The organism is Helicobacter turcicus (assembly GCF_019711685.1).
Lineage (GTDB): Bacteria > Campylobacterota > Campylobacteria > Campylobacterales > Helicobacteraceae > Helicobacter_D > Helicobacter_D turcicus.
This window is the reverse complement of record NZ_JAIGYQ010000004.1, coordinates 1-18,236: the sequence shown is the minus strand read 5'-3', so window position 1 is coordinate 18,236 and position 18,236 is coordinate 1. Positions and strand designations below refer to the sequence as shown.

Annotated in this window: 21 protein-coding genes and 1 pseudogene; 4 read left to right on the top strand and 18 right to left on the bottom strand. The window is 36.4% G+C overall.

Annotation, left to right across the window (positions count from 1 at the left end):
- The first annotated feature begins 18 nt into the window (after positions 1-18).
- Positions 19-1,251: a malic enzyme-like NAD(P)-binding protein gene (locus K4G57_RS03625; protein ID WP_221531930.1), complete on the top strand. Its 1,233-nt coding sequence runs from the start codon at positions 19-21 to the stop codon at positions 1,249-1,251.
- A 4-nt stretch (positions 1,252-1,255) separates the two neighbouring features.
- A complete protein-coding gene (locus K4G57_RS03620; RefSeq protein WP_221531931.1) occupies positions 1,256-1,462 on the top strand; it encodes a hypothetical protein in 207 nt (68 codons plus the stop codon).
- Positions 1,463-1,756: 294 nt separating this feature from the next.
- On the opposite strand, the gene K4G57_RS03615 is transcribed toward K4G57_RS03620, so the two are convergent.
- From K4G57_RS03615 to K4G57_RS03530, 18 genes are all read right to left on the bottom strand, one after another.
- Entirely contained in the window at positions 1,757-2,323 is a 567-nt protein-coding gene (locus tag K4G57_RS03615; protein ID WP_221531932.1) for a thiamine phosphate synthase, read from the bottom strand.
- Positions 2,307-2,990, bottom strand: a complete 684-nt coding sequence (locus K4G57_RS03610; protein ID WP_221531933.1) for a F0F1 ATP synthase subunit A — start codon at positions 2,988-2,990, stop codon at positions 2,307-2,309. The genes K4G57_RS03615 and K4G57_RS03610 overlap by 17 nt, the downstream gene beginning before the upstream one ends.
- 66 nt (positions 2,991-3,056) lie before the next feature.
- Positions 3,057-3,602 (bottom strand): RDD family protein, encoded by a 546-nt coding sequence (locus tag K4G57_RS03605; RefSeq protein WP_346727932.1) that lies wholly within the window; start codon positions 3,600-3,602, stop codon positions 3,057-3,059.
- 8 nt (positions 3,603-3,610) lie between these two features.
- A complete protein-coding gene (gene pyrE, locus K4G57_RS03600; protein WP_221531934.1) occupies positions 3,611-4,222 on the bottom strand; it encodes an orotate phosphoribosyltransferase in 612 nt (203 codons plus the stop codon).
- A gap of 27 nt (positions 4,223-4,249) precedes the next feature.
- Positions 4,250-4,810 carry a ribosome recycling factor gene (gene frr / locus K4G57_RS03595; RefSeq protein ID WP_221531935.1) on the bottom strand — a complete coding sequence of 187 codons (561 nt, stop codon included), beginning with the start codon at positions 4,808-4,810 and terminating at the stop codon, positions 4,250-4,252.
- A gap of 9 nt (positions 4,811-4,819) precedes the next feature.
- Positions 4,820-5,179, bottom strand: coding sequence for a preprotein translocase subunit SecG (gene secG, locus K4G57_RS03590; RefSeq protein ID WP_221531936.1), 360 nt, complete (start codon positions 5,177-5,179; stop codon positions 4,820-4,822).
- Positions 5,180-5,468: 289 nt separating this feature from the next.
- Positions 5,469-5,996, bottom strand: a complete 528-nt coding sequence (locus K4G57_RS03585) for a hypothetical protein (protein WP_221531937.1) — start codon at positions 5,994-5,996, stop codon at positions 5,469-5,471.
- A complete protein-coding gene (gene msrP / locus K4G57_RS03580; protein WP_221531938.1) occupies positions 5,996-6,940 on the bottom strand; it encodes a protein-methionine-sulfoxide reductase catalytic subunit MsrP in 945 nt (314 codons plus the stop codon). The genes K4G57_RS03585 and msrP overlap by 1 nt, the downstream gene beginning before the upstream one ends.
- A 27-nt stretch (positions 6,941-6,967) precedes the next feature.
- The gene (locus K4G57_RS03575) at positions 6,968-8,497 is read right to left on the bottom strand and encodes a 2-isopropylmalate synthase (protein ID WP_221531939.1); all 1,530 of its coding nucleotides are present in this window, start codon (positions 8,495-8,497) and stop codon (positions 6,968-6,970) included.
- 118 nt (positions 8,498-8,615) lie between these two features.
- Positions 8,616-9,344, bottom strand: coding sequence for a CDP-diacylglycerol--serine O-phosphatidyltransferase (pssA, locus tag K4G57_RS03570; protein WP_221531940.1), 729 nt, complete (start codon positions 9,342-9,344; stop codon positions 8,616-8,618).
- Positions 9,345-9,346: 2 nt separating this feature from the next.
- Positions 9,347-9,973 carry a phosphatidylserine decarboxylase gene (locus K4G57_RS03565; protein WP_221531941.1) on the bottom strand — a complete coding sequence of 209 codons (627 nt, stop codon included), beginning with the start codon at positions 9,971-9,973 and terminating at the stop codon, positions 9,347-9,349.
- Between the two features lie 9 nt (positions 9,974-9,982).
- On the bottom strand, positions 9,983-11,911 hold the full coding sequence (ftsH, locus tag K4G57_RS03560) for an ATP-dependent zinc metalloprotease FtsH (protein WP_221531942.1): 1,929 nt from the start codon (positions 11,909-11,911) through the stop codon (positions 9,983-9,985).
- 11 nt (positions 11,912-11,922) lie between these two features.
- The gene (prmA, locus tag K4G57_RS03555; protein ID WP_221531943.1) at positions 11,923-12,759 is read right to left on the bottom strand and encodes a 50S ribosomal protein L11 methyltransferase; all 837 of its coding nucleotides are present in this window, start codon (positions 12,757-12,759) and stop codon (positions 11,923-11,925) included.
- Positions 12,760-12,761: 2 nt separating this feature from the next.
- A complete protein-coding gene (locus K4G57_RS03550; RefSeq protein WP_006802114.1) occupies positions 12,762-13,136 on the bottom strand; it encodes a chemotaxis response regulator CheY in 375 nt (124 codons plus the stop codon).
- A 104-nt stretch (positions 13,137-13,240) separates the two neighbouring features.
- Entirely contained in the window at positions 13,241-13,960 is a 720-nt protein-coding gene (hisA, locus tag K4G57_RS03545; RefSeq protein WP_221531944.1) for a 1-(5-phosphoribosyl)-5-[(5-phosphoribosylamino)methylideneamino]imidazole-4-carboxamide isomerase, read from the bottom strand.
- An 8-nt stretch (positions 13,961-13,968) separates the two neighbouring features.
- The gene (gene hisH, locus K4G57_RS03540; protein ID WP_221531945.1) at positions 13,969-14,571 is read right to left on the bottom strand and encodes an imidazole glycerol phosphate synthase subunit HisH; all 603 of its coding nucleotides are present in this window, start codon (positions 14,569-14,571) and stop codon (positions 13,969-13,971) included.
- Positions 14,572-15,477, bottom strand: coding sequence for a PDC sensor domain-containing protein (locus K4G57_RS03535; RefSeq protein ID WP_221531946.1), 906 nt, complete (start codon positions 15,475-15,477; stop codon positions 14,572-14,574).
- Between the two features lie 8 nt (positions 15,478-15,485).
- Positions 15,486-16,313, bottom strand: coding sequence for a 3'-5' exonuclease (locus tag K4G57_RS03530; RefSeq protein ID WP_221531947.1), 828 nt, complete (start codon positions 16,311-16,313; stop codon positions 15,486-15,488).
- Positions 16,314-16,399: 86 nt separating this feature from the next.
- Between K4G57_RS03530 and K4G57_RS03525 the strand changes: the two genes are divergently transcribed.
- Positions 16,400-17,194, top strand: a complete 795-nt coding sequence (locus K4G57_RS03525; protein WP_221531948.1) for a pyridoxine 5'-phosphate synthase — start codon at positions 16,400-16,402, stop codon at positions 17,192-17,194.
- A gap of 159 nt (positions 17,195-17,353) precedes the next feature.
- Positions 17,354-18,236: pseudogene (locus K4G57_RS03520) on the top strand (hypothetical protein); the annotation flags it as partial.

The following is an 18,236-nucleotide window of genomic DNA, read 5'->3' as shown; positions in this document are numbered from 1 at the left end:
CCCCTAAGGCTTTAGAAAATGGAAGATTTAAGGCAAACTTACCCTGACTCTCTACCCTACCATCAAGGAGGCAAAATAGAAGTCATTGCACGCACTAAGCTTGATAATGAGCATGATTTGTCTCTTGCCTATTCACCGGGTGTTGCTGTCCCTTGCAAAGAGATTCAGCACGACCCAAATGCTGCGTATGAATACACTACAAAAAATAATCTTGTTGCTGTTATCTCTAATGGGACGGCAGTTTTAGGACTAGGTAATATTGGTGCACTTGCTGGAAAGCCCGTTATGGAGGGTAAAGCCGTGCTTTTTAAAAAGTTTGCTGATATTAATGCTTTTGATATTGAAGTAGATGAGAGTAATCCAGATAAGTTTATTGATGTTGTACGTGCCATTGCTCCAACATTTGGCGGAATCAATCTTGAAGATATTAAAGCTCCAGAATGCTTCTATATTGAATCGCGTCTAAAAGAGATTCTAGACATTCCTATTATGCATGATGACCAACATGGCACAGCGATTATCTCTGCTTCTGGAATCATCAATGGTGCAAAAGTAGCTAATAAAAACATTACAGATTTAAGAGTTGTTGTTCTAGGTGCTGGTGGTGCTGCTATTGCATGTGCAAAAATTGCACAAAGTCTAGGTGTGAAAGATATTGTAATGTTTGATAGCAAGGGTGCTATCACAACACACCGCAAAGATAATCTAAGCCCCTTTAAAAAAGACTTTGTTGTTAATCGTGAAATCAACTCTTATAAAGATGCCCTAAATGGCGCAGATGTAGTGCTAGGACTCTCTAGAGCAGAGATTTTGGAAGCAAAAGATATTGAAGGAATGAATCCCAATCCTATGATTTTTGTGATGAGCAACCCACTGCCTGAAATTGATCCAAAAACTGTGCGCCAAGTGCGTCCAGACGCGATTATCGCCACAGGACGTAGTGATTACCCCAACCAAATCAATAATGTTTTAGGTTTTCCTTATATCTTTAAAGGCGCACTAAAAGCACGCGCAAGATGCATCAATGAAGCAATGAAACTCGCAGCCGCTAAAGCTTTAGCAGACATTGCACAAGCTGAAATTCCAAAGGATTTAAAGCAAGAGCTAGAGAAAATCCATGGCAGAACTTTTACATTTGGTAAAGAATATATCATTCCAAGCCCATTTGACACACGTTTAAAGGAATTTGTCTCAAATGCCGTAGCACAAGCTGCTATTGATAGCGGTGTAGCACGTATTGAGAGCCTATAAAGCTATGGAAAATTTTGCCTATAAACTTATAATGTTTGGCTTTAGTGCGCTTTGCGAGGATTTAGAGGAAGTCAAACGTCGCTTAAGTATTTACCCTACTGGGCGTTACAATCTTGAAAATGGCGATGAATGCTTTTTAGTAGATCTCAATACGCGTGAAATTTATCCCATTATTTTAAAAGATAATCGCTTTGTTATTGATGGGATTTAAAAGACGATTCTAACTTAAACAATCTTTTTTGTGAAAACATAGCGAACCTATGCCATTAAAAAAGAGTAGATTTACAAGAGCCAAAACCGCAAACCAAATCACTTTACCACATTAGCGAATTTAAAAGACTTGATAAAAGTCAATTTAAAGAGCGCGATGTTAATGCGATTGAAAATTACAGAGAAAAACTAGTAAGCCTATCTAATGGACTACCAAATTGAAGGTTTGATTGCGGATTCTTTAATTAGATTTATTAATGCTCAAAATAAAGGACAAGAACATACGCTATGGAATCTAATTTAAAAAATAGCGGATTGAAGCAAAATTTTGAATTTGTGTTTGTTTTAATGCGTTAATCTCTACCCCTGTAACAATCCCTCCTAATGCGAAAATCTCTGCTTTATAGGCTTTTGGACTAATATGTTTTAAAAACTGAATTCCTAGCGGTGTTCCTTTATTGGGAGTTTTAAAAATTGGGCTAATTGTGATTCCATCTGCACCTTGTTTATCTGCTTCTTGAATGCCATTTATATTATGCGCACTATAAAAAACATACTTAAATGATTTTTTACTATTTTGGATTCCATCTAGCTGTGTGCTATTGCAATGCACACCATCAAAGCCTAATTTTAGAGCTAAATTTACATTAGAATTTAACAAACTCACCACATTAAATGCATAGTTTAGCTCTAAAAAAACCTCTAGCAATTCAAGGTTAAAACACATTGTTTTATCACGATAAGAGGCGAATTGGGGATGGTGCTTTTCTAAAATATTTTGGTAAAACTTGCGAAATTCTAAAGGGGATTTTGGATAAAGAAGGGGGTCGGTTATGAGGTAAGCCTTAATGGGCTTCCTCACTCTCTAAAACTGCTCCAGCTAAGAATACATAAGTGAGAATCATAAAAATGAACGCTTGTAAAAATGCCATAAATGTTAATAATAAGAATGCCGGAAGTGGCGCTACCCAAGGAGCAAGCATTAGCATTACAAGCAAAAACATATCATCGCCCTTAATATTTCCAAAAAGACGAAAAGAAAGCGAAACAAGTCTTGAGCAATGCGAAATAATCTCAATTGGGAACATCAAAGGTGCTAGGGGTTTAATTGGACCTGCAAAATGAGCAAAATATTTTGCAAAACCAAAAGTGCGAATCCCCTCAAAGTTATAGAATACAAATACAACTAGTGCGAGTGTCAATGTAAAACTTAAGCTTGAAGAGGGTGCTTCAAATCCGGGAATAATTCCAATCACATTTGCCAAGAATACAAAAATGGCAATTGTCGCGGTTAAGGGTAGGTATTTGCGCGCTTTCTCTTCTCCGATGACATCTTTTGCCATAAAAATCACACCACCTAAAAATGCTTCAAAAATGTTTTGCATAGTCCCCGGAACCACTTTAAGCTTAGAAGTTGCAAGTTTTGCCAAAACAACTGCAATGATTGCAACCAAAACAGTGTGAATTGCAATAATAAAGTCATGATCATGGCTAATCATTCCAAAAAAGGTAAATAATCTTCCGTCCATCTCAAAGACCCCCTTTTAATAATTTAAAATGTTGTTAATTATGCCAAAACTAAATTTAATAAAAAATTAACCTTTTCTTAGCACGGCAGTTTTAAACAAAATATCATGCAATGCTTTTTTATCTTTACGCCACAAAGGCAGTAAAATTCCTATAATTGTTGTTCCAGAAAGCAAGAAACCAAAAAAGCGTAGAAAGGCAAAAAAGAATGTTACTTTTTTTCCATTTTCACGCACAACCCATAAATCATATGCCTTTTTTCCGGGAGTTTGCCCTTTGAATACCAAAAGCAATGCCACAATACTTCCATAAATCAAAACTCCAGCAGAAGGCGCCCAGCTAGAATCACGGAATCCTTGCGCACTACCAATTACACCATAGGTTAAAATAAATAAAAGAGGCATATAAATCATAAAAGTATCAATCACTTGTGCTTTTCCGCGCTCTAAAAACCCAGCATAAAATAACCTAGAGTTATTTTTCTCTAACTCTTCACACAATTTTAAAGGGAGATTTTGGTTTTTAGATTCTAATTGTGTGGCTTTAAAATCCTTTTTAAAACCACTATTTTTAGAAGTTGATTCTCTACCTTGTTTGACTTTTCTCCAGCGCACTACCTTTCCTAATTTCCACGACTTCCGGGCTTGATAGCTTTTGAACCTTGCTTACATAATGGACAGTTTCTTGCCTCATATGTTTCAAAAACAAAATCCTCCAACGCGAATAAAGGCAGACTCTCATCTAGCCTACAATCTGGAGTTTCTACATTTCTTAACACATTGAAGCGGTTACAGATTCCACGATTTGCTAATGCTGCAAAGCCCACAATTTCTGCACCTAAAGCTTTCATAATTTTCGCAGACTCCATTGCAGAACCACCCGTAGTGATAATGTCCTCGCAAATTAGAATCTTCTCTTTAGGTTTAACTTCAAAGCCTCTTCTTAGTGTCATCACACCTTCTACGCGCTCTGTAAAAATAAAGCGCACACTAAGCGAACGCGCTAACTCATAGCCCGCCAAGATTCCACCAAGTGCTGGTGAGCAGACACAATCCACTGCAACCCCTGCATTATGAATTTGTAGAGCAAGCTCATACGCTAAGGCATTAGCAACTTTTGGATTTTCTAGCACCTTTGCTGATTGTAGATAAAAAGGAGAGTGCTTACCACTACTTAGCAAAAAGTGCCCTTTTAAAAGTGCGCCCGAGTCCTTGTAAATTTGTGCAATATCCATTGTGATTCCTTAAAATTTAGATTCCAACTAGATTTTTAATAAATCCTCTTCTTTATGCTTGACTAAATCGTCAATCTTTTTTGTGGCATTGTCAGTAAATTTTTGGATTTCATCTTGTCCTTTTTTAGACGCATCTTCACTAATTGTTTTATCTTTTTCTAGCTTTTTAATCTTATCATTAGCATCTTTTCTAATGTTGCGAATTGCTATTTTTGCCTTCTCGCCAATATTTTTAGCTTCTTTTGCAGTCTCTTTTCTTTGCTCACTCGTCATTGGAGGAAAAAATAGCTTAATTGTCTCTCCATCATTATTTGGATTGACGCCGATATTTGCCTCTTGAATTGCCCTTTCAATGTCTTTTAGTAAATTTTTCTCCCAAGGTGTTATCACGATTGTGCTTGCATCTTGAGCAATAACGGAACCTACTTGATTAAGTGGCGTTGGTGTATCGTAATAATCAACGCGAATGGAGTCAAGAATAGAGATAGAAACCTTACCACTACGTAAAGTTCCAAATTCCTTCTTCATTGCTTCAATACTTTTATCCATCATCTCTTTTGTATGAGCATAGACTGCTTGTAATTCCATAGGATTCCTTTATTTAGATTCTGTATTTGTCGGTGCAATTGGAGTTGGAACAACTGGAGCCGTAGGAGTTGTCGCTGGTGCAGTAGGCACAGCAGGGACAGAAGTTACTGGAATATTCACATTATCTACAATTGAACGCTTTGTATCTTGCATATAAAAATAGCCTAGAGCAATTGTATTTAACACAAAGAGTAAGCCAAGTCCAAAGGTAAGCTTTGCTAAAAACCCAGCTGGTCCTTTTGCGCCAAATAAGCTCTCATTGCTACCACTATAAGCCCCAAGCCCCATACTTGAGCTTTTTTGCATCATCACAACAATTGTAATCAAGATCGCAAACACAAACTGCAAAACTAACAAAATTCCACTCATACTTTACCTTTTGATTATAAAAAAATTGTGCCTATTTTATCCAAAACATACTTAAATGAAAACATAAACTTATGCTCTAAATCTTGCGAAATCCCATTAAAATAGCCAAGCAATATAAGGGTATATTAATGTAAGTTTAACACTTCAAAATTTTGCAAATATCTTAAAGCAAAAGCTATATGTGATTCTATCTTTTCAATTTTAAAGAATCAAGCAAAGTGATTTATTGTTAATTTTGTGTTTTATATCCCAGCACAACCTCTAAAACTTTTGTATCTTTGCACAAAAACTACTTCACAATGCGCCAAACTTTAAAAGCCAATGCGCATAGAGTTATCCCAAGTAGTAGATAGTAAAATGCATCTAAAATCTTTTGTAGCATAAGAATATGCAAGAGTGCAAGAAATAGCGATAAATACACTAAAAGAAACATTTTAAAACGTCTAAAAGCTTGTAATAAAGATACAAAAAACACTAATACCATTACTAAGAAACTAAGGCTTCCTGCCACCAAGGGCTTTTCAGAAAGAATCTTTTGTGTCATTAATTTCAAATCTAGCCCAAAATCTAAATGCATAAAAATTAAAAAATGCAAACATGTCGCACCTAATGCTAATATTCCAATGATCCTGCCATAAGGCTTTGGTAACCATAGCCCTACAAAAAGTAGCGCAAATGCAAGATAACCCGTGTAGAAATATAAAGCCTCAAAGGAAAAATAGATTCCATAAAGAATCTGATTTTCCACATTTAAGATTCCATAATATCCAAACCCTAATAAAATCAAAAGCATACAAGCTTCAATGATACCTTGCATCAATAGAGTTTCGTCCTATCTAACCCTTGATAAAAATGTTCTACTTCACTCGCGTAGCCATTTAAATACAAAGTTGCAATCTGCCCTCTCTTGCCGATGACACGTTCACTTTTTTGCGACCATCTTGGGTGAGACACTTCAGGATCAACATTTCCATAAAATCCGTATTCCTTAGGATTTTCAGCTTCCCAAGTAGATATTGGTTTATCTTTCAAAAACTCAATTTTATTAATACTTTTTATAGACTTATAGCCATATTTCCAAGGCACAACTAAACGCAAAGGAGCTCCATTTTGCGGAGGTAGAGGCTTTTTATACATTCCAACCGCTAAAAGCGTTAAAGGATGCATTGCTTCATCTAATCGCAAGACTTCCTTATAAGGAAAATCAAGCAACTGCATAATTCCTTGCATAGGAAACTGCTTGGGATCATAAAGTGTTGTGAAACGCACATATTTTGCATTTGCATTAGGTCTAGCAAGCTCTATTAACTCCCTAAGTTCAAATCCAACCCAAGGAATCACCATACTCCAAGCCTCTACGCAACGAAATCTATACACTCTCTCCACTAAGTGCACTTTAGAAAGTAAATCTGTATAAGAAATACTAAATGGCTCTTCAATCTCTCCTTCTATGCGAATATCCCAAGGTGAAGTCTTTAGCGAATGTGCTTTATTCTTAGGATCTGTTTTAAAAAAGCCAAATTCATAAAAATTATTATAACTTGTTGCAATCTCTTCTTTAGTCGCCTCTAAAAGCTCACCATTTAATGCAAATGCTTCTTGCGCATTCATCTCCTTAAACTCTAATTCTTGCTCCTTTAAGACTGCTGCTAAAAGATTATCTGCCATTAAAGCACTTACTAACGTGCCTGCTCCTAGCTTTAAAAATCTTCTTCTAACTTTAAAAAACTTTTCTGGAGTAATCTCTAAATCTTGCTTCAAAATGTTTCCTTTTCTTAAATGTTAATCTTATTTTATGATTAAAGAGCGCATTGATAGATAGCTATTTAGCGCACCAATGTATGCTTTAGCCGTTGCTTGCAAAGTATCTAAATGCAAACCATGACCAATAAAAGCGGGCTTATTTTGCTCAAATTCTGCTTTTACTACAACTTTAGCTAATGCATCTTTGCCTTCACTCACCGCTTCAACCTTATAATCCTTTAAGACTCCATTATAACCACTAATTCTATCAATGGTTTTTAAAATTGCATCCACACTTCCATTGCCAATTGCTGCATCAATGCGACTGATACCATCTTTTTGGATTGAAATTGCTGCATAAGGCACTCCATTAGAATCACTACTAATCTGCAAAGCAAGCAACTCAAAGACTTGCGGAATCTTTGTCACTTCTTCTGTTAGAAGCGCACGAATATCCTCATCATAGACTTCCTTTTTCTTATCACACAACACTTTAAATTTTTCAAAGGCACTATCTAGTGCATCTTGTGTTAATTCAATAAATCCCAAACTTGCGAGCTTATCCTTAAATGCTGCCCTCCCACTATGTTTTCCAAGCACCAAGCCATTATCTTGCGGAATCCCAACATCACTTGCAGACATAATTTCATAAGTTTCGCGGTTTTTAAGCATTCCATCTTGATGAATCCCACTCTCATGCGCAAAGGCATTTTTACCCACAATTGCCTTATTAGGCTGCGGACGAATCCCAGTAATATCAGCAACTAGCTTACTAGAAGCATAAATTTCTTTGGTGTTAATGCGTGTATCTAAATTTCCAAAAATGTCCTTGCGTGTTTTTAAAATCATCACCACTTCTTCTAACGCTGTGTTTCCTGCACGCTCACCAAGCCCATTAATCGTACATTCAAGCTGTCTTGCTCCATTTTGGATTCCAGCAAGTGAGTTTGCCACTGCTAACCCTAAATCATTATGGCAATGCACAGATAAAACTGCTAAATCCCCAACACAGGATTTAAGCTCCTTAATAATATTCCCTAACTCTTGTGGCAAACGATAGCCAACTGTATCAGGCAAATTCAGCGTCTTAGCACCTGCCTCAATAACAGCAAGCGCAACTTCTTTTAAAAACCCTATATCACTTCTACAAGCATCTTCACAGCTAAATTCTACATCCTCACACAAACTTCTAGCAAGACTCACTGCCTCTACTGCGCGTTTAATCACCTCACTAGGTTGCATTTTTAACTTAAATTCCATATGAATAGGGCTTGTGGCAATAAATGTATGAATACGCTTTTGCTTTGCCTTCTCTAGTGCCTTTGCAGCACGCTCAATATCCTTTGGAATTGCGCGTGCTAAGGAACAAATTGCACTATTTTGCACAACTTCTGAAATTCTACTTATTGCCTCAAAATCACCCGGACTTGCCGCTGCAAAACCAGCCTCCATTACATCAACACCTAAACGCTCCAACTGCAAGGCAAGCTTAATCTTTTCCTCAGTATTCATAGAGGCTCCCGGACTTTGCTCACCATCCCTTAAAGTTGTATCAAAAATCTTAATTATTTCCATGTTAAATCCTTAAAAGTTTGTATTTTATTGAAAATCTTACAAACCCAGTGGCGAAAGCAAAGAACATGTTAGAAGATTTTTAAATGCAAGGCAAGAAAAATTAAATCGCATCCGCATTTTAATCCCTACTAAAACGTCTTATAAACAAATAGTATGTCGCACGAATCGGACCAAAGCACACATAAAGTGTGATTAGTGTTACAATCGTGAAAATCGGATAGATAAACAAAATCGCCAAAACCAACATCAAAAGCACGATAATTTTGCCAAAACTAAACTTCTCCAAATTCATCTTTTTAAAGCTAGGGTAACGGATATTGCTCACCATTAAGAGCGACACAACAAGACTTGCAATCATCAAAAACAATAAAATCCCTGAGGAATATTCTGTATAGATTCCACTTAAATACATCTCAAAAAGCAACCAACCGATAATAAATACTGCAGCAGCGGGAATTGGAAGCCCTATAAAGACATTAGGCTCATTGCTGCTTGTCGTAACATTAAAACGTGCTAGACGAATTGCCCCAAACACCACATATAATCCAGCAACAACAACACCAAATTTTCCATAATAAAATCCTGTGTAAAAAAATAAAATCATTGCAGGAGCAACCCCAAAAGCCACCACATCTGCTAAAGAATCAAATTCTACACCAAACTTACTTGTTGTTCCTGTTAGCCTTGCAACACGTCCATCTAAGCCATCAAAGATTAAACTAATCATCACAAGCCAACACGCAATACTAAAACGCCCCATAAACGCATAGGAAATTGCCAAGATTCCAAGGTAAATGCTAGCACCTGTAAAAAGATTTGGGAGAATGTATAAGGGGTCAATACGCATTGCTACCCTTTAAGGCTTGCAAGCAACGTTTGTCCAGCATAAATACTATCACCAATATTTACTTTCAACTCCGATTCCAAAGGCATTTTAAGCACTGCATTTCCAACCAAAAAGAATCCTAAACGCTCACCTAATTTAAAATCTAAATCCCAAAAATACAAGACAAGTTGAGAAAAATTTCTCGGATACAAGGTTAAATATAAAATTGCTTCACTATTCCTATCACGTTTAAAAGCGATTTTCACACGTTCCCCATTGGCACTCTTACCATTTTTCAAACCACAAATACGCTCTAACTCCACAGCTTCCCCAACTTTACCAAACCTTGCTAGAGGCATTCTAAGCATTCCACAAAAACAAATGGGTTTTTTAATATTTAAATAAATTCCATCTTCTTTGTTTTGGATATTTTTAATCACACCATCTAAAGGTGCTAACACACAATCATCAGCAACATCTTCTGGAACACGTTCTAAATTGCGATAAAAATACGCAATACACAAGGCAAATACTAAAAGCACAAAAGCTAGAAAATTCCAATTCAATAATACAGCAAACAAAAACCCAAATAAAACAATAATTAGCGGTTTCCAACCCTCTCTTGCAATGAGTTCTGTAGTCGTTCTCATACTCCCCCCTTACACTTCTTCTTTTTCCTCAACTACAAGGCGCGATTCCATATTATGCGACTTTTCATATTCTCTAATAATATCACGCACTTTCTCACCATCAATATTTTCTCTTTCAAACAATTCTTTAACAATGCTTTCAATCGCGTCTCTATAGGTTTCCAAAGACTCTTTTACTGCTTCAAAGCGTTCGTTTAATGCTGCCTTAATGTGCGCATCCATTTTTTGTGCCATCTCTTCACTATATTCTCGCGTGCTACTTAAGCCACCATTTAAAAACGCATTGCGTTGCTTCTCAAGCACCATCAACCCCGCAACTTCCGTCATTCCATAATAACTCACCATTGCCTTAATAATATCTGTTGCACGCTCTAAATCGTTGCTAGCACCCGTCGAAATCTCTCCTATAAACACTGCTTCAGCAGCTCTACCACCAAGCAATACATCTACCTCTGCTAAAAGTTCATGCTTTTGCATTAAATACTTATTCTCTTCAGGTGTATTTAACGTATAACCTAAAGCTGCAAGACCACGCGGGATAATGGAGACTTTAGTAACTTTTTTCGCACCCTTTGTAATCTCTGCAATCAGTGCGTGTCCGCTCTCATGGTATGCAACGATTTTTTTCTCTTTTGGCGAGATTCTACGTGATTTTTTCTCCAATCCCGCAATTCCTCTCTCCACAGCCTCCAAGAAGTCTCCTTGCTCCACTTCTTTTTTGTTATTGCGTCCTGCAAGGAGTGCCGCCTCATTAACGATATTTGCTAAATCTGCCCCTGCAAGTCCAGCTGTTAGCTTTGCCACTTCAAATAAATCCACATTGCGTGCTAATTTAATATTTTTAATATGCACTTTTAAAATCTCCACACGCCCTTCAAAATCTGGCTTATCCACAAGCACTTGCCTATCAAATCTACCCGGTCTCAAAAGTGCGGGATCAAGCACTTCTGGGCGATTTGTCGCTGCAAGCACGATAACAGGTGAGGCATCAGAGCTAAATCCATCCATTTCTGCTAAAAGCTGATTAAGCGTTTGCTCTCTCTCATCATTTCCGCTTATCATTCCGCCAGCAGCACGACTTTTTCCAATTGCATCAATTTCATCAATAAAAATAATACTAGGAGCTTCCTTTTTTGCATTCTCAAACAAATCACGCACACGACTAGCACCCACACCCACAAACATTTCAATAAAACTACTTCCGCTCACTGAAAAAAACGGAACATTTGCTTCACCCGCAACTGCCTTTGCTAAAAGTGTTTTTCCAGTCCCTGGAGGTCCAACTAGAAGCACACCTTTTGGAATCTTTGCCCCCAAAGTCGCATAGCGTTCAGGATTTTTAAGAAAATCCACCACTTCCACCACCTCATCTTTAGCCTCAGCATTCCCTGCCATATCCTCAAATTTCACATTTGGTTTCTCGGCATTTACAAGCTTTTTAGAGCTTCCAATTCCTAAAATTCCATTTCCCATATTTTTTTGCATTCTGTTTGCTAGAAACATCCAAATTGCAAAGAAGATAAACACGGGCAACACCCAACCAAAAAGCATATCGCTAAGCCAATTATTCTCACTATAACCTGTGTACTCCACACCTTTTTCATCAAGCAGGGGGATTAATGTATTATCCGGATTTACACGTTGTGCATTATAGACAATCTTGCTTCCACTACTCTCTGATGTCGCCTTAATATTTGTCTGTCCGATTGCGACAAAATCCACTTGTTTATTTTCAATGAGTTTTTTCAGTTCATAATAATTAATCGTCCTTGTTGTGCTTGCTCCGCTTAGCTTACTTACTTCACCATTTGGAGACATTATCTTAAATGCTATAATGGCGATAATTGCAAAAATTACAAAGACTATAAGGGGATTTTGATTAAAAAACCCATTAGGTTTTCTATCTTGCGAATTTGGATTATTATTTGGTTTTTGCATACATATCCTTTTTATTTTTGTAACACTAAAGTCGCCCACTCTGTATTAATTTTTTGTGAAATAACTTTAAAATCTTTGAACTTAGCAAGAACTTTTGAGACATATTTATCTAAAATCCCTGATAAAATCAAATAACCTTGCACTTTTACAAAATCATGTAAGGGAAGAACTACAATAATATCGGCTAAAATATTTGCCACCACAATATCAAAAGATTCTCTTTCTTGTGGAATCCTATTTAAAGAACCTAAAAATACTTTATCCAACACAACGCCATTTTTTCGCATATTCTCTTTTGTAGAATCCACTGCCACCTCATCAGTATCACATGCCCACACATTAGCACCACTTTTTTTAGCGCAGATACTTAAGATTCCACTTCCACAACCCACATCTAAAACTTTTTTACCCTTAAGCTCTAATGCACTTAGAGCTTTTAAACAACCAAGAGTGCTTGCGTGATGCCCACTACCAAAAGCAAGTGCTGGATCTATAATAATATTAATTTTATCAACTTTTTCTGTGTGCCAAGAGGGGTGAATATAATAATCTCCACACTCAATAGGGGTTATAGAATTACGATATTTAGCAATCCAATCTTCATTTGCACAAACACTCACATTTAACTCTAACTTGATTTCTTCCTCAACGATTGCCTCTATCTCTTTTGCATAGGCATTCAATTGTGCCTTTAAAGACTCTACATATTTTTCGGATTTTTCTGTGCGGATAAGGAATCCATTTTCAATCTCTTCAATTGCCTCACCAGTTATTTCAAGAGCTTTATCTTGTAATAACCATATATAATTGTTTGCTTTGATGCTTAGGCAATGATAATAAGACTTCATTTCTAGTCATTTACGCCTAAAACAACTTCTAATTTTTCTTTTAAAACTTGGGGAGTAAAAGGCTTAACAATATAATTATTCACTCCGGCTTTTAGTGCTGTGATAACTTCAGCTTTTCCGCCCTCTGTTGTAACCATAATGATAGGAATATCTTTAAAACGCTCATCTGCACGCACTTTTTTAACCAAATCTAAACCATTCATTTCGGGCATATTCCAATCTGTAATTAAAACTTTGACATCAGGGTTAGCATTCATTTTCTCCCAACCCTCGACACCATTCTCACCTTCTAAAATATCATTATAACCAAGTCTTGCCAAGGTATTTTTGATAATTCTACGCATTGTAGAACTATCATCAACAACAACCATTTTCAAAGCTAACTCCTTTAAAGATTAAAAACTTCTAAATTCTTTTATAGAGAAAATAACAGAGCATTCTAGCATAAATTCTTATAAGAAAAAATAAAATTCTTGTAGATTTATGTTTGTCTATCTCCAAATTTCCCAAAAACTTCAACCAAATCAATCCTACCTTCATAAAATGCCTTACCCACAATTACGCCATCAATACCAGCAACCTCTAATTTATCAAAGTCCCCTATGTTTGATAATCCACCACTTGCAATTGTAAAAAGACTACTTTTTTCTTGAATTGTTTTTGTAAAATCAATATTCAAGCCATTTAGCATTCCATCACGGGCAATATCTGTGCAAATAATTGCCTCCACTTTGCTCCCTTTAAAAAGCTCTGCAAACTCCCATGCTAAAGTGCTTCCACTTTCTGCCCAACCCTCTGTAGCAACTTTGCCTTCTTTTGCGTCAATACCAATAACCACAGCATATTTTTCTGCCATTTTTAACGCAAATTCAGGATTTTTAAGTGCCGCAGAACCTAAAATCACACGCTTAACACCCAAGTCGTGGTAACATTTAATAGTCTCTTCATTTCGGATTCCACCGCCTACTTCAATTTTTAACTTAGAATCCTTACAGATTCCCTCAATCACTTTGCGATTTTTTGGCTCTCCTGCAAATGCACCATCTAAATCTACAATGTGTAAATACTCCGCTCCAAGCTCTTCAAAATGTTTTGCAAGCTCCAAAGGATTTTTTGCATAAACCTTTGCGCTCTCCATTAAACCCTGACTAAGTCGCACTGCGCAACCCTCTTTCAAATCAATTGCTGGAATAATCTGCATATCTCCCCTTAACACTCAATGAAATTTTTAAGAATCCTAAGCCCAACATTATGCGACTTTTCTGGGTGAGGTTGGATTCCAAAGACATTATCCTTTTGCACAATAGAAGCAAAATCCGCTCCATAATTGCTAACCCCGACTGCATTTTCTAAATTTTTCACATAAAAACTATGCACAAAATAAAGATAAAAGCTATCCTCTAAACCCCTAGTCAAAAGCGATTCTGTCTTTTTATACACACAATTCCAACCCATATGCGGAATCTTCCTTACACCCTTACTAGAATCAAACTTCACTACCTCACCCTTAAGCAATCCAAGCCCCAAATGTTCGCCAAATTCGTAACTTTTACCAAAGAGAAGCTGCATCCCAAGACAAATTCCAAGTAATGGCTTTCCGCTTTTTGCAAACTCTAGCACAGCCTCTTGCATTCCAGAAATGCGCAAATGTTCCATCGCATCACCAAATGCACCTACACCTGGCAAAATCAAGCGGTCATAATTTTTAAGATTCTGTGGATTTTTTTCAATAGCAACCTTACTCCCAAGCTTCAAAATTGCATTTTGCACACTTGCAAGATTACCAATATTATAATTCACAATGCCTAACATTTAATCTCTCTTAAACTTTACCGTAAAGCGCATATACACAGCAAGCCCAATAAGCAAACAAGTTACAGCTCCAATTAAATACACTGCATAAATAAGCTTTTCTGGCTCAATAATTGTAAATTTAAAGACAAGCATTAGTGCTTCAATAGCAAGTGCTATCACAATAGAACCTAAAAAACGTGTCATTGTCTTATGCACCATTTTAGAGTCCTGCGACTTTTGTCGTCCAAGCACTTCTTCTTCAAAAATCGCACGTACTAAATCAAAAATCGCCAAAGATAACGTAATAAGAATGGTAGCCTCAAACACATCTTTAATATCTAAACTATCAAAACGTGAAAGCCCATCCCACATACTAATGCCACCCTTTACAAAAAGCAGAGTGCTAACCAAAAATAGCGCCAAAGAGATTGTAAAATATACAACCTTGCCAAAACTAGAAAAGAATCCAAAAAGTGGAGCAGAGCGCACAAGGAGAGAAGTTTTCTCCAAAGGGATATCCATACACACAATGTAAATAAGCTTGCCCTTATTATTATAAAGAGGATAAGACACAGTAACGACAAGATTCCCACTAGCAAGTGAAGGATAAGGGTCCGTTAAAATACATTTTTTTTCTTTGACTGCACGATAAAAATACGCACGCTCATTGTGATTTTCACCCTTTTTACACTCTAAAGTAGAATCCCTTGAAATCCCATCAATAGCTAAGCTTCCGCTTGTATCTAATACATATAAAAGCTCAAAGATTCCAACTTCATGTTCAATCTTATGTAATCCATCAATAATTTTATTAAGCTCAATATGAGGGAGATTATTTTTGATATTGCGTTGAAGCAAAAAACATAAATATGCACGGATTTCATAGCGCATATCACTAAATTGTAGAATCTCTTTTGAAAGCATTGTTATCCTTAAGTCTTTAATTGTGCGCTAATTGTATCAAAAAACACGCGATAATATTCCCTATCCTGCGGTAATTTCTCGCGCCAACCTTCTAAAATTGTTAGATAATCCTCTTTACTCAAATTCCCTTTTAAAAGTTCATAATTTAGATACAACCCATAGGTATTTAGCACATCACTTTGACAATAGGTATCAATCTGCTCTAGTTTTCTAGCATAATACATCTCTAACACCATATCACCACTTGTATCGTATTTACCCGGAAATCCTACTAAATTTGCAAGCACATCTAATTTTAGATTCCGCACTGCTCCATAATTCCCTAAAACCTCCAACAAATCTACATGAAATCGCTCACAATAACGCTGACGATAATTCTCCCATTTATTTTTATTAAATTGCGGATTATTCTCTTCAAAATACGCGTTTGCGCTTAAATGGTATTTCATTGCACGCAAAAGCAACATTGGCATATCAAACCCCCTCCCATTATAGCTTACAAGCTTTGGTTGGTGTTTATTTAGATATTCCAAAAACGTTTGAATAAGGCTCTTTTCTCTATCAAAAACAGAATCACCAACGCCTTTAAAATTTCCAACTTTAATAAAATTCCCAAACTCATCGCAAAACACTGCTGCGATACTCACCACTTGATGGTAGCAAATGGGCAAAAACGCGCTCCCACTCTGCTCTTTTTGAATCTCCATTGCTGTTTGACTAAGTTCTAGCGAACTACACTGCTCTATGCTAACTCCACGTTCCAAAAATGCCTCTTTAAAGCCTTTTTTAAGCAACTCCACATCTAAAATTGTCTCACAATCAAACACCATAACCAAAACGCACTCCTAAATTTGATTTCATCTGCATATTTTAAAGTAATTTTAGCTAGAATCCAAATGCATTAAAATATAAGGTTTAAGTAATGCTACTTGGAGTAAATATTGACCATATCGCAACTTTGCGCGAAGCAAGAAAAATCAACGACCCTGACCCCCTAGAAGCCGTATTTATCGCTAAAAGAGCAGGTGCAGACCAAATCACTCTCCATTTGCGCGAAGACCGTCGCCACATCCACGATAAAGATGTATTAAGAATACGTGATTCCTCTGCTCTACCTTTAAATATTGAATGCTCTATTAATCCTAGTGTGATTGACTTTATCCTAAAAGCCTCTCCCCACCGCATTACGCTCGTGCCAGAAAATCGCCAAGAAATTACAACAGAAGGCGGACTTGATGTCGTGCAAAACTTTGACAAAATCGCTGAAATCACACGTACATTTCAACAACGTTACATAGAAGTTTCCCTTTTTATTGATACGCAAATTGACCAGATTTGTGCTTCTAAGGAGGTTGGAGCGCAAAGGGTTGAACTCCACACAGGCACCTATGCAAACTTACATTTAATGCTAAATTCTAATCTCCCCTACACACACAACGTCATAGAAGAACTTAAGATTCCAGCCTCTGAACTAAAAACTCGTCTGCAAGATTCTATTGTTAGCTTACATGATGGGGCAAAGGAAGCAAAATGGCTAGGACTTGAAGTCGCAGCAGGGCATGGACTAAACTACAATAATCTAACACCCATTTTAGCAATCCCCGAAATTACAGAATTAAACATTGGACAAAGTATTATTGCCCGCTCTATTTTCACAGGATTAGAATCCGCGATTAAAGAAATGGTTGCCTTAATAAAACCAAAAATTAAGGCTTAGGTCGCATTTACAGCATAGTTTTACATCTCTCATAAACATAGCAATCAAAGCTATTGGGATAACTTAACTCTCACAAAAGTATAAAAAAATTAAAAAAATTTATGTTAAATCGTTTTTTTTTTTTTTGTATAATCACAAGCTACAATATAAAGGAGAAAAATGTCTAAAAAACTCGCTATTATGCTTTATGGTTGTATGAGAACTTATACGATGACTTATAAATCTTTTTTTAAAAACATAGTCAAAGCTAATGAAAAACAAGGCTATGAAGTGGATATTTTTATCCATACTTGGGATGTGTTTGAAAAAAGTGGCTATGCTTGGCATCGCAATTCTTTTCCTAGCTTAAATAATAAAAAGGTAACTCAAGAAGATATTGACAAAATCCTCAAAATTTACTCCCCTAAGAAATTTATGATAGAGACACTTGGAGATTCTCACGGACAGGCAGTAAGCAAGGCTAAAGCATGCGAACTTATAAATGCTTATGAGCAAGAAAAAGGCTTTAAATATGATTATTACTTAACAACAAGAGTGGATTTATTTTTCAAAAATCCTTTTGTGCTTGATGCTTATTTTGGTGAATTTAATTGGATGAATAAATATAGTAATAAAGAGCCTAAAAATGTAACTTTCGTGGCGCATAATTCTTTTGTCCGTTCTAAAATCATTGATATGCGTTATATCTGCGAAGGGGATTTGTTACATTTTGCAAATTTTTTATTTAAAGAAGTTTCTCCTCATCAAGTTAAGGACAATCATCAAGTGTTGGTTGATTATGTATTGTATAGAGATTTTTCTTTACAAAGAGAATTAGGTCCTTGGAAAACAAATTGTGTTTGGTGTAAGCTTGAAGAGTTAGAATCCAAAATCAATAAGGAAGAACCTACTGCTAAAACCCGCCTTAAATCCCAACTCTCCTACAAACTAGGAGTTGCTTTGATAGAAAACTCTAAAAGTCTTAAAGGTTATATTAGAATGCCTTTTGTTTTAAGTTATATTACAGAGCTACATAAAAAAGAACAAAAAGCTTATGCACAAC

Excerpts from the sequence above, each read along its gene's own strand:
- K4G57_RS03620 (WP_221531931.1), top strand. The coding sequence starts at position 1,256 with ATGGAAAATTTTGCCTATAAACTTATAATGTTTGGCTTTAGTGCGCTT.
- K4G57_RS03535 (WP_221531946.1), bottom strand. The coding sequence starts at position 15,477 with ATGCTTTCAAAAGAGATTCTACAATTTAGTGATATGCGCTATGAAATC.
- hisA (WP_221531944.1), bottom strand. The coding sequence starts at position 13,960 with ATGCAGATTATTCCAGCAATTGATTTGAAAGAGGGTTGCGCAGTGCGA.
- K4G57_RS03565 (WP_221531941.1), bottom strand. The coding sequence starts at position 9,973 with ATGAGAACGACTACAGAACTCATTGCAAGAGAGGGTTGGAAACCGCTA.
- secG (WP_221531936.1), bottom strand. The coding sequence starts at position 5,179 with ATGAGTGGAATTTTGTTAGTTTTGCAGTTTGTGTTTGCGATCTTGATT.
- ftsH (WP_221531942.1), bottom strand. The coding sequence starts at position 11,911 with ATGCAAAAACCAAATAATAATCCAAATTCGCAAGATAGAAAACCTAAT.
- frr (WP_221531935.1), bottom strand. The coding sequence starts at position 4,810 with ATGGAATTACAAGCAGTCTATGCTCATACAAAAGAGATGATGGATAAA.
- K4G57_RS03610 (WP_221531933.1), bottom strand. The coding sequence starts at position 2,990 with ATGGACGGAAGATTATTTACCTTTTTTGGAATGATTAGCCATGATCAT.
- pyrE (WP_221531934.1), bottom strand. The coding sequence starts at position 4,222 with ATGGATATTGCACAAATTTACAAGGACTCGGGCGCACTTTTAAAAGGG.
- K4G57_RS03575 (WP_221531939.1), bottom strand. The coding sequence starts at position 8,497 with ATGGAAATAATTAAGATTTTTGATACAACTTTAAGGGATGGTGAGCAA.
- hisH (WP_221531945.1), bottom strand. The coding sequence starts at position 14,571 with ATGTTAGGCATTGTGAATTATAATATTGGTAATCTTGCAAGTGTGCAA.
- K4G57_RS03525 (WP_221531948.1), top strand. The coding sequence starts at position 16,400 with ATGCTACTTGGAGTAAATATTGACCATATCGCAACTTTGCGCGAAGCA.
- K4G57_RS03625 (WP_221531930.1), top strand. The coding sequence starts at position 19 with ATGGAAGATTTAAGGCAAACTTACCCTGACTCTCTACCCTACCATCAA.
- K4G57_RS03585 (WP_221531937.1), bottom strand. The coding sequence starts at position 5,996 with ATGCAAGGTATCATTGAAGCTTGTATGCTTTTGATTTTATTAGGGTTT.
- pssA (WP_221531940.1), bottom strand. The coding sequence starts at position 9,344 with ATGCGTATTGACCCCTTATACATTCTCCCAAATCTTTTTACAGGTGCT.
- prmA (WP_221531943.1), bottom strand. The coding sequence starts at position 12,759 with ATGAAGTCTTATTATCATTGCCTAAGCATCAAAGCAAACAATTATATA.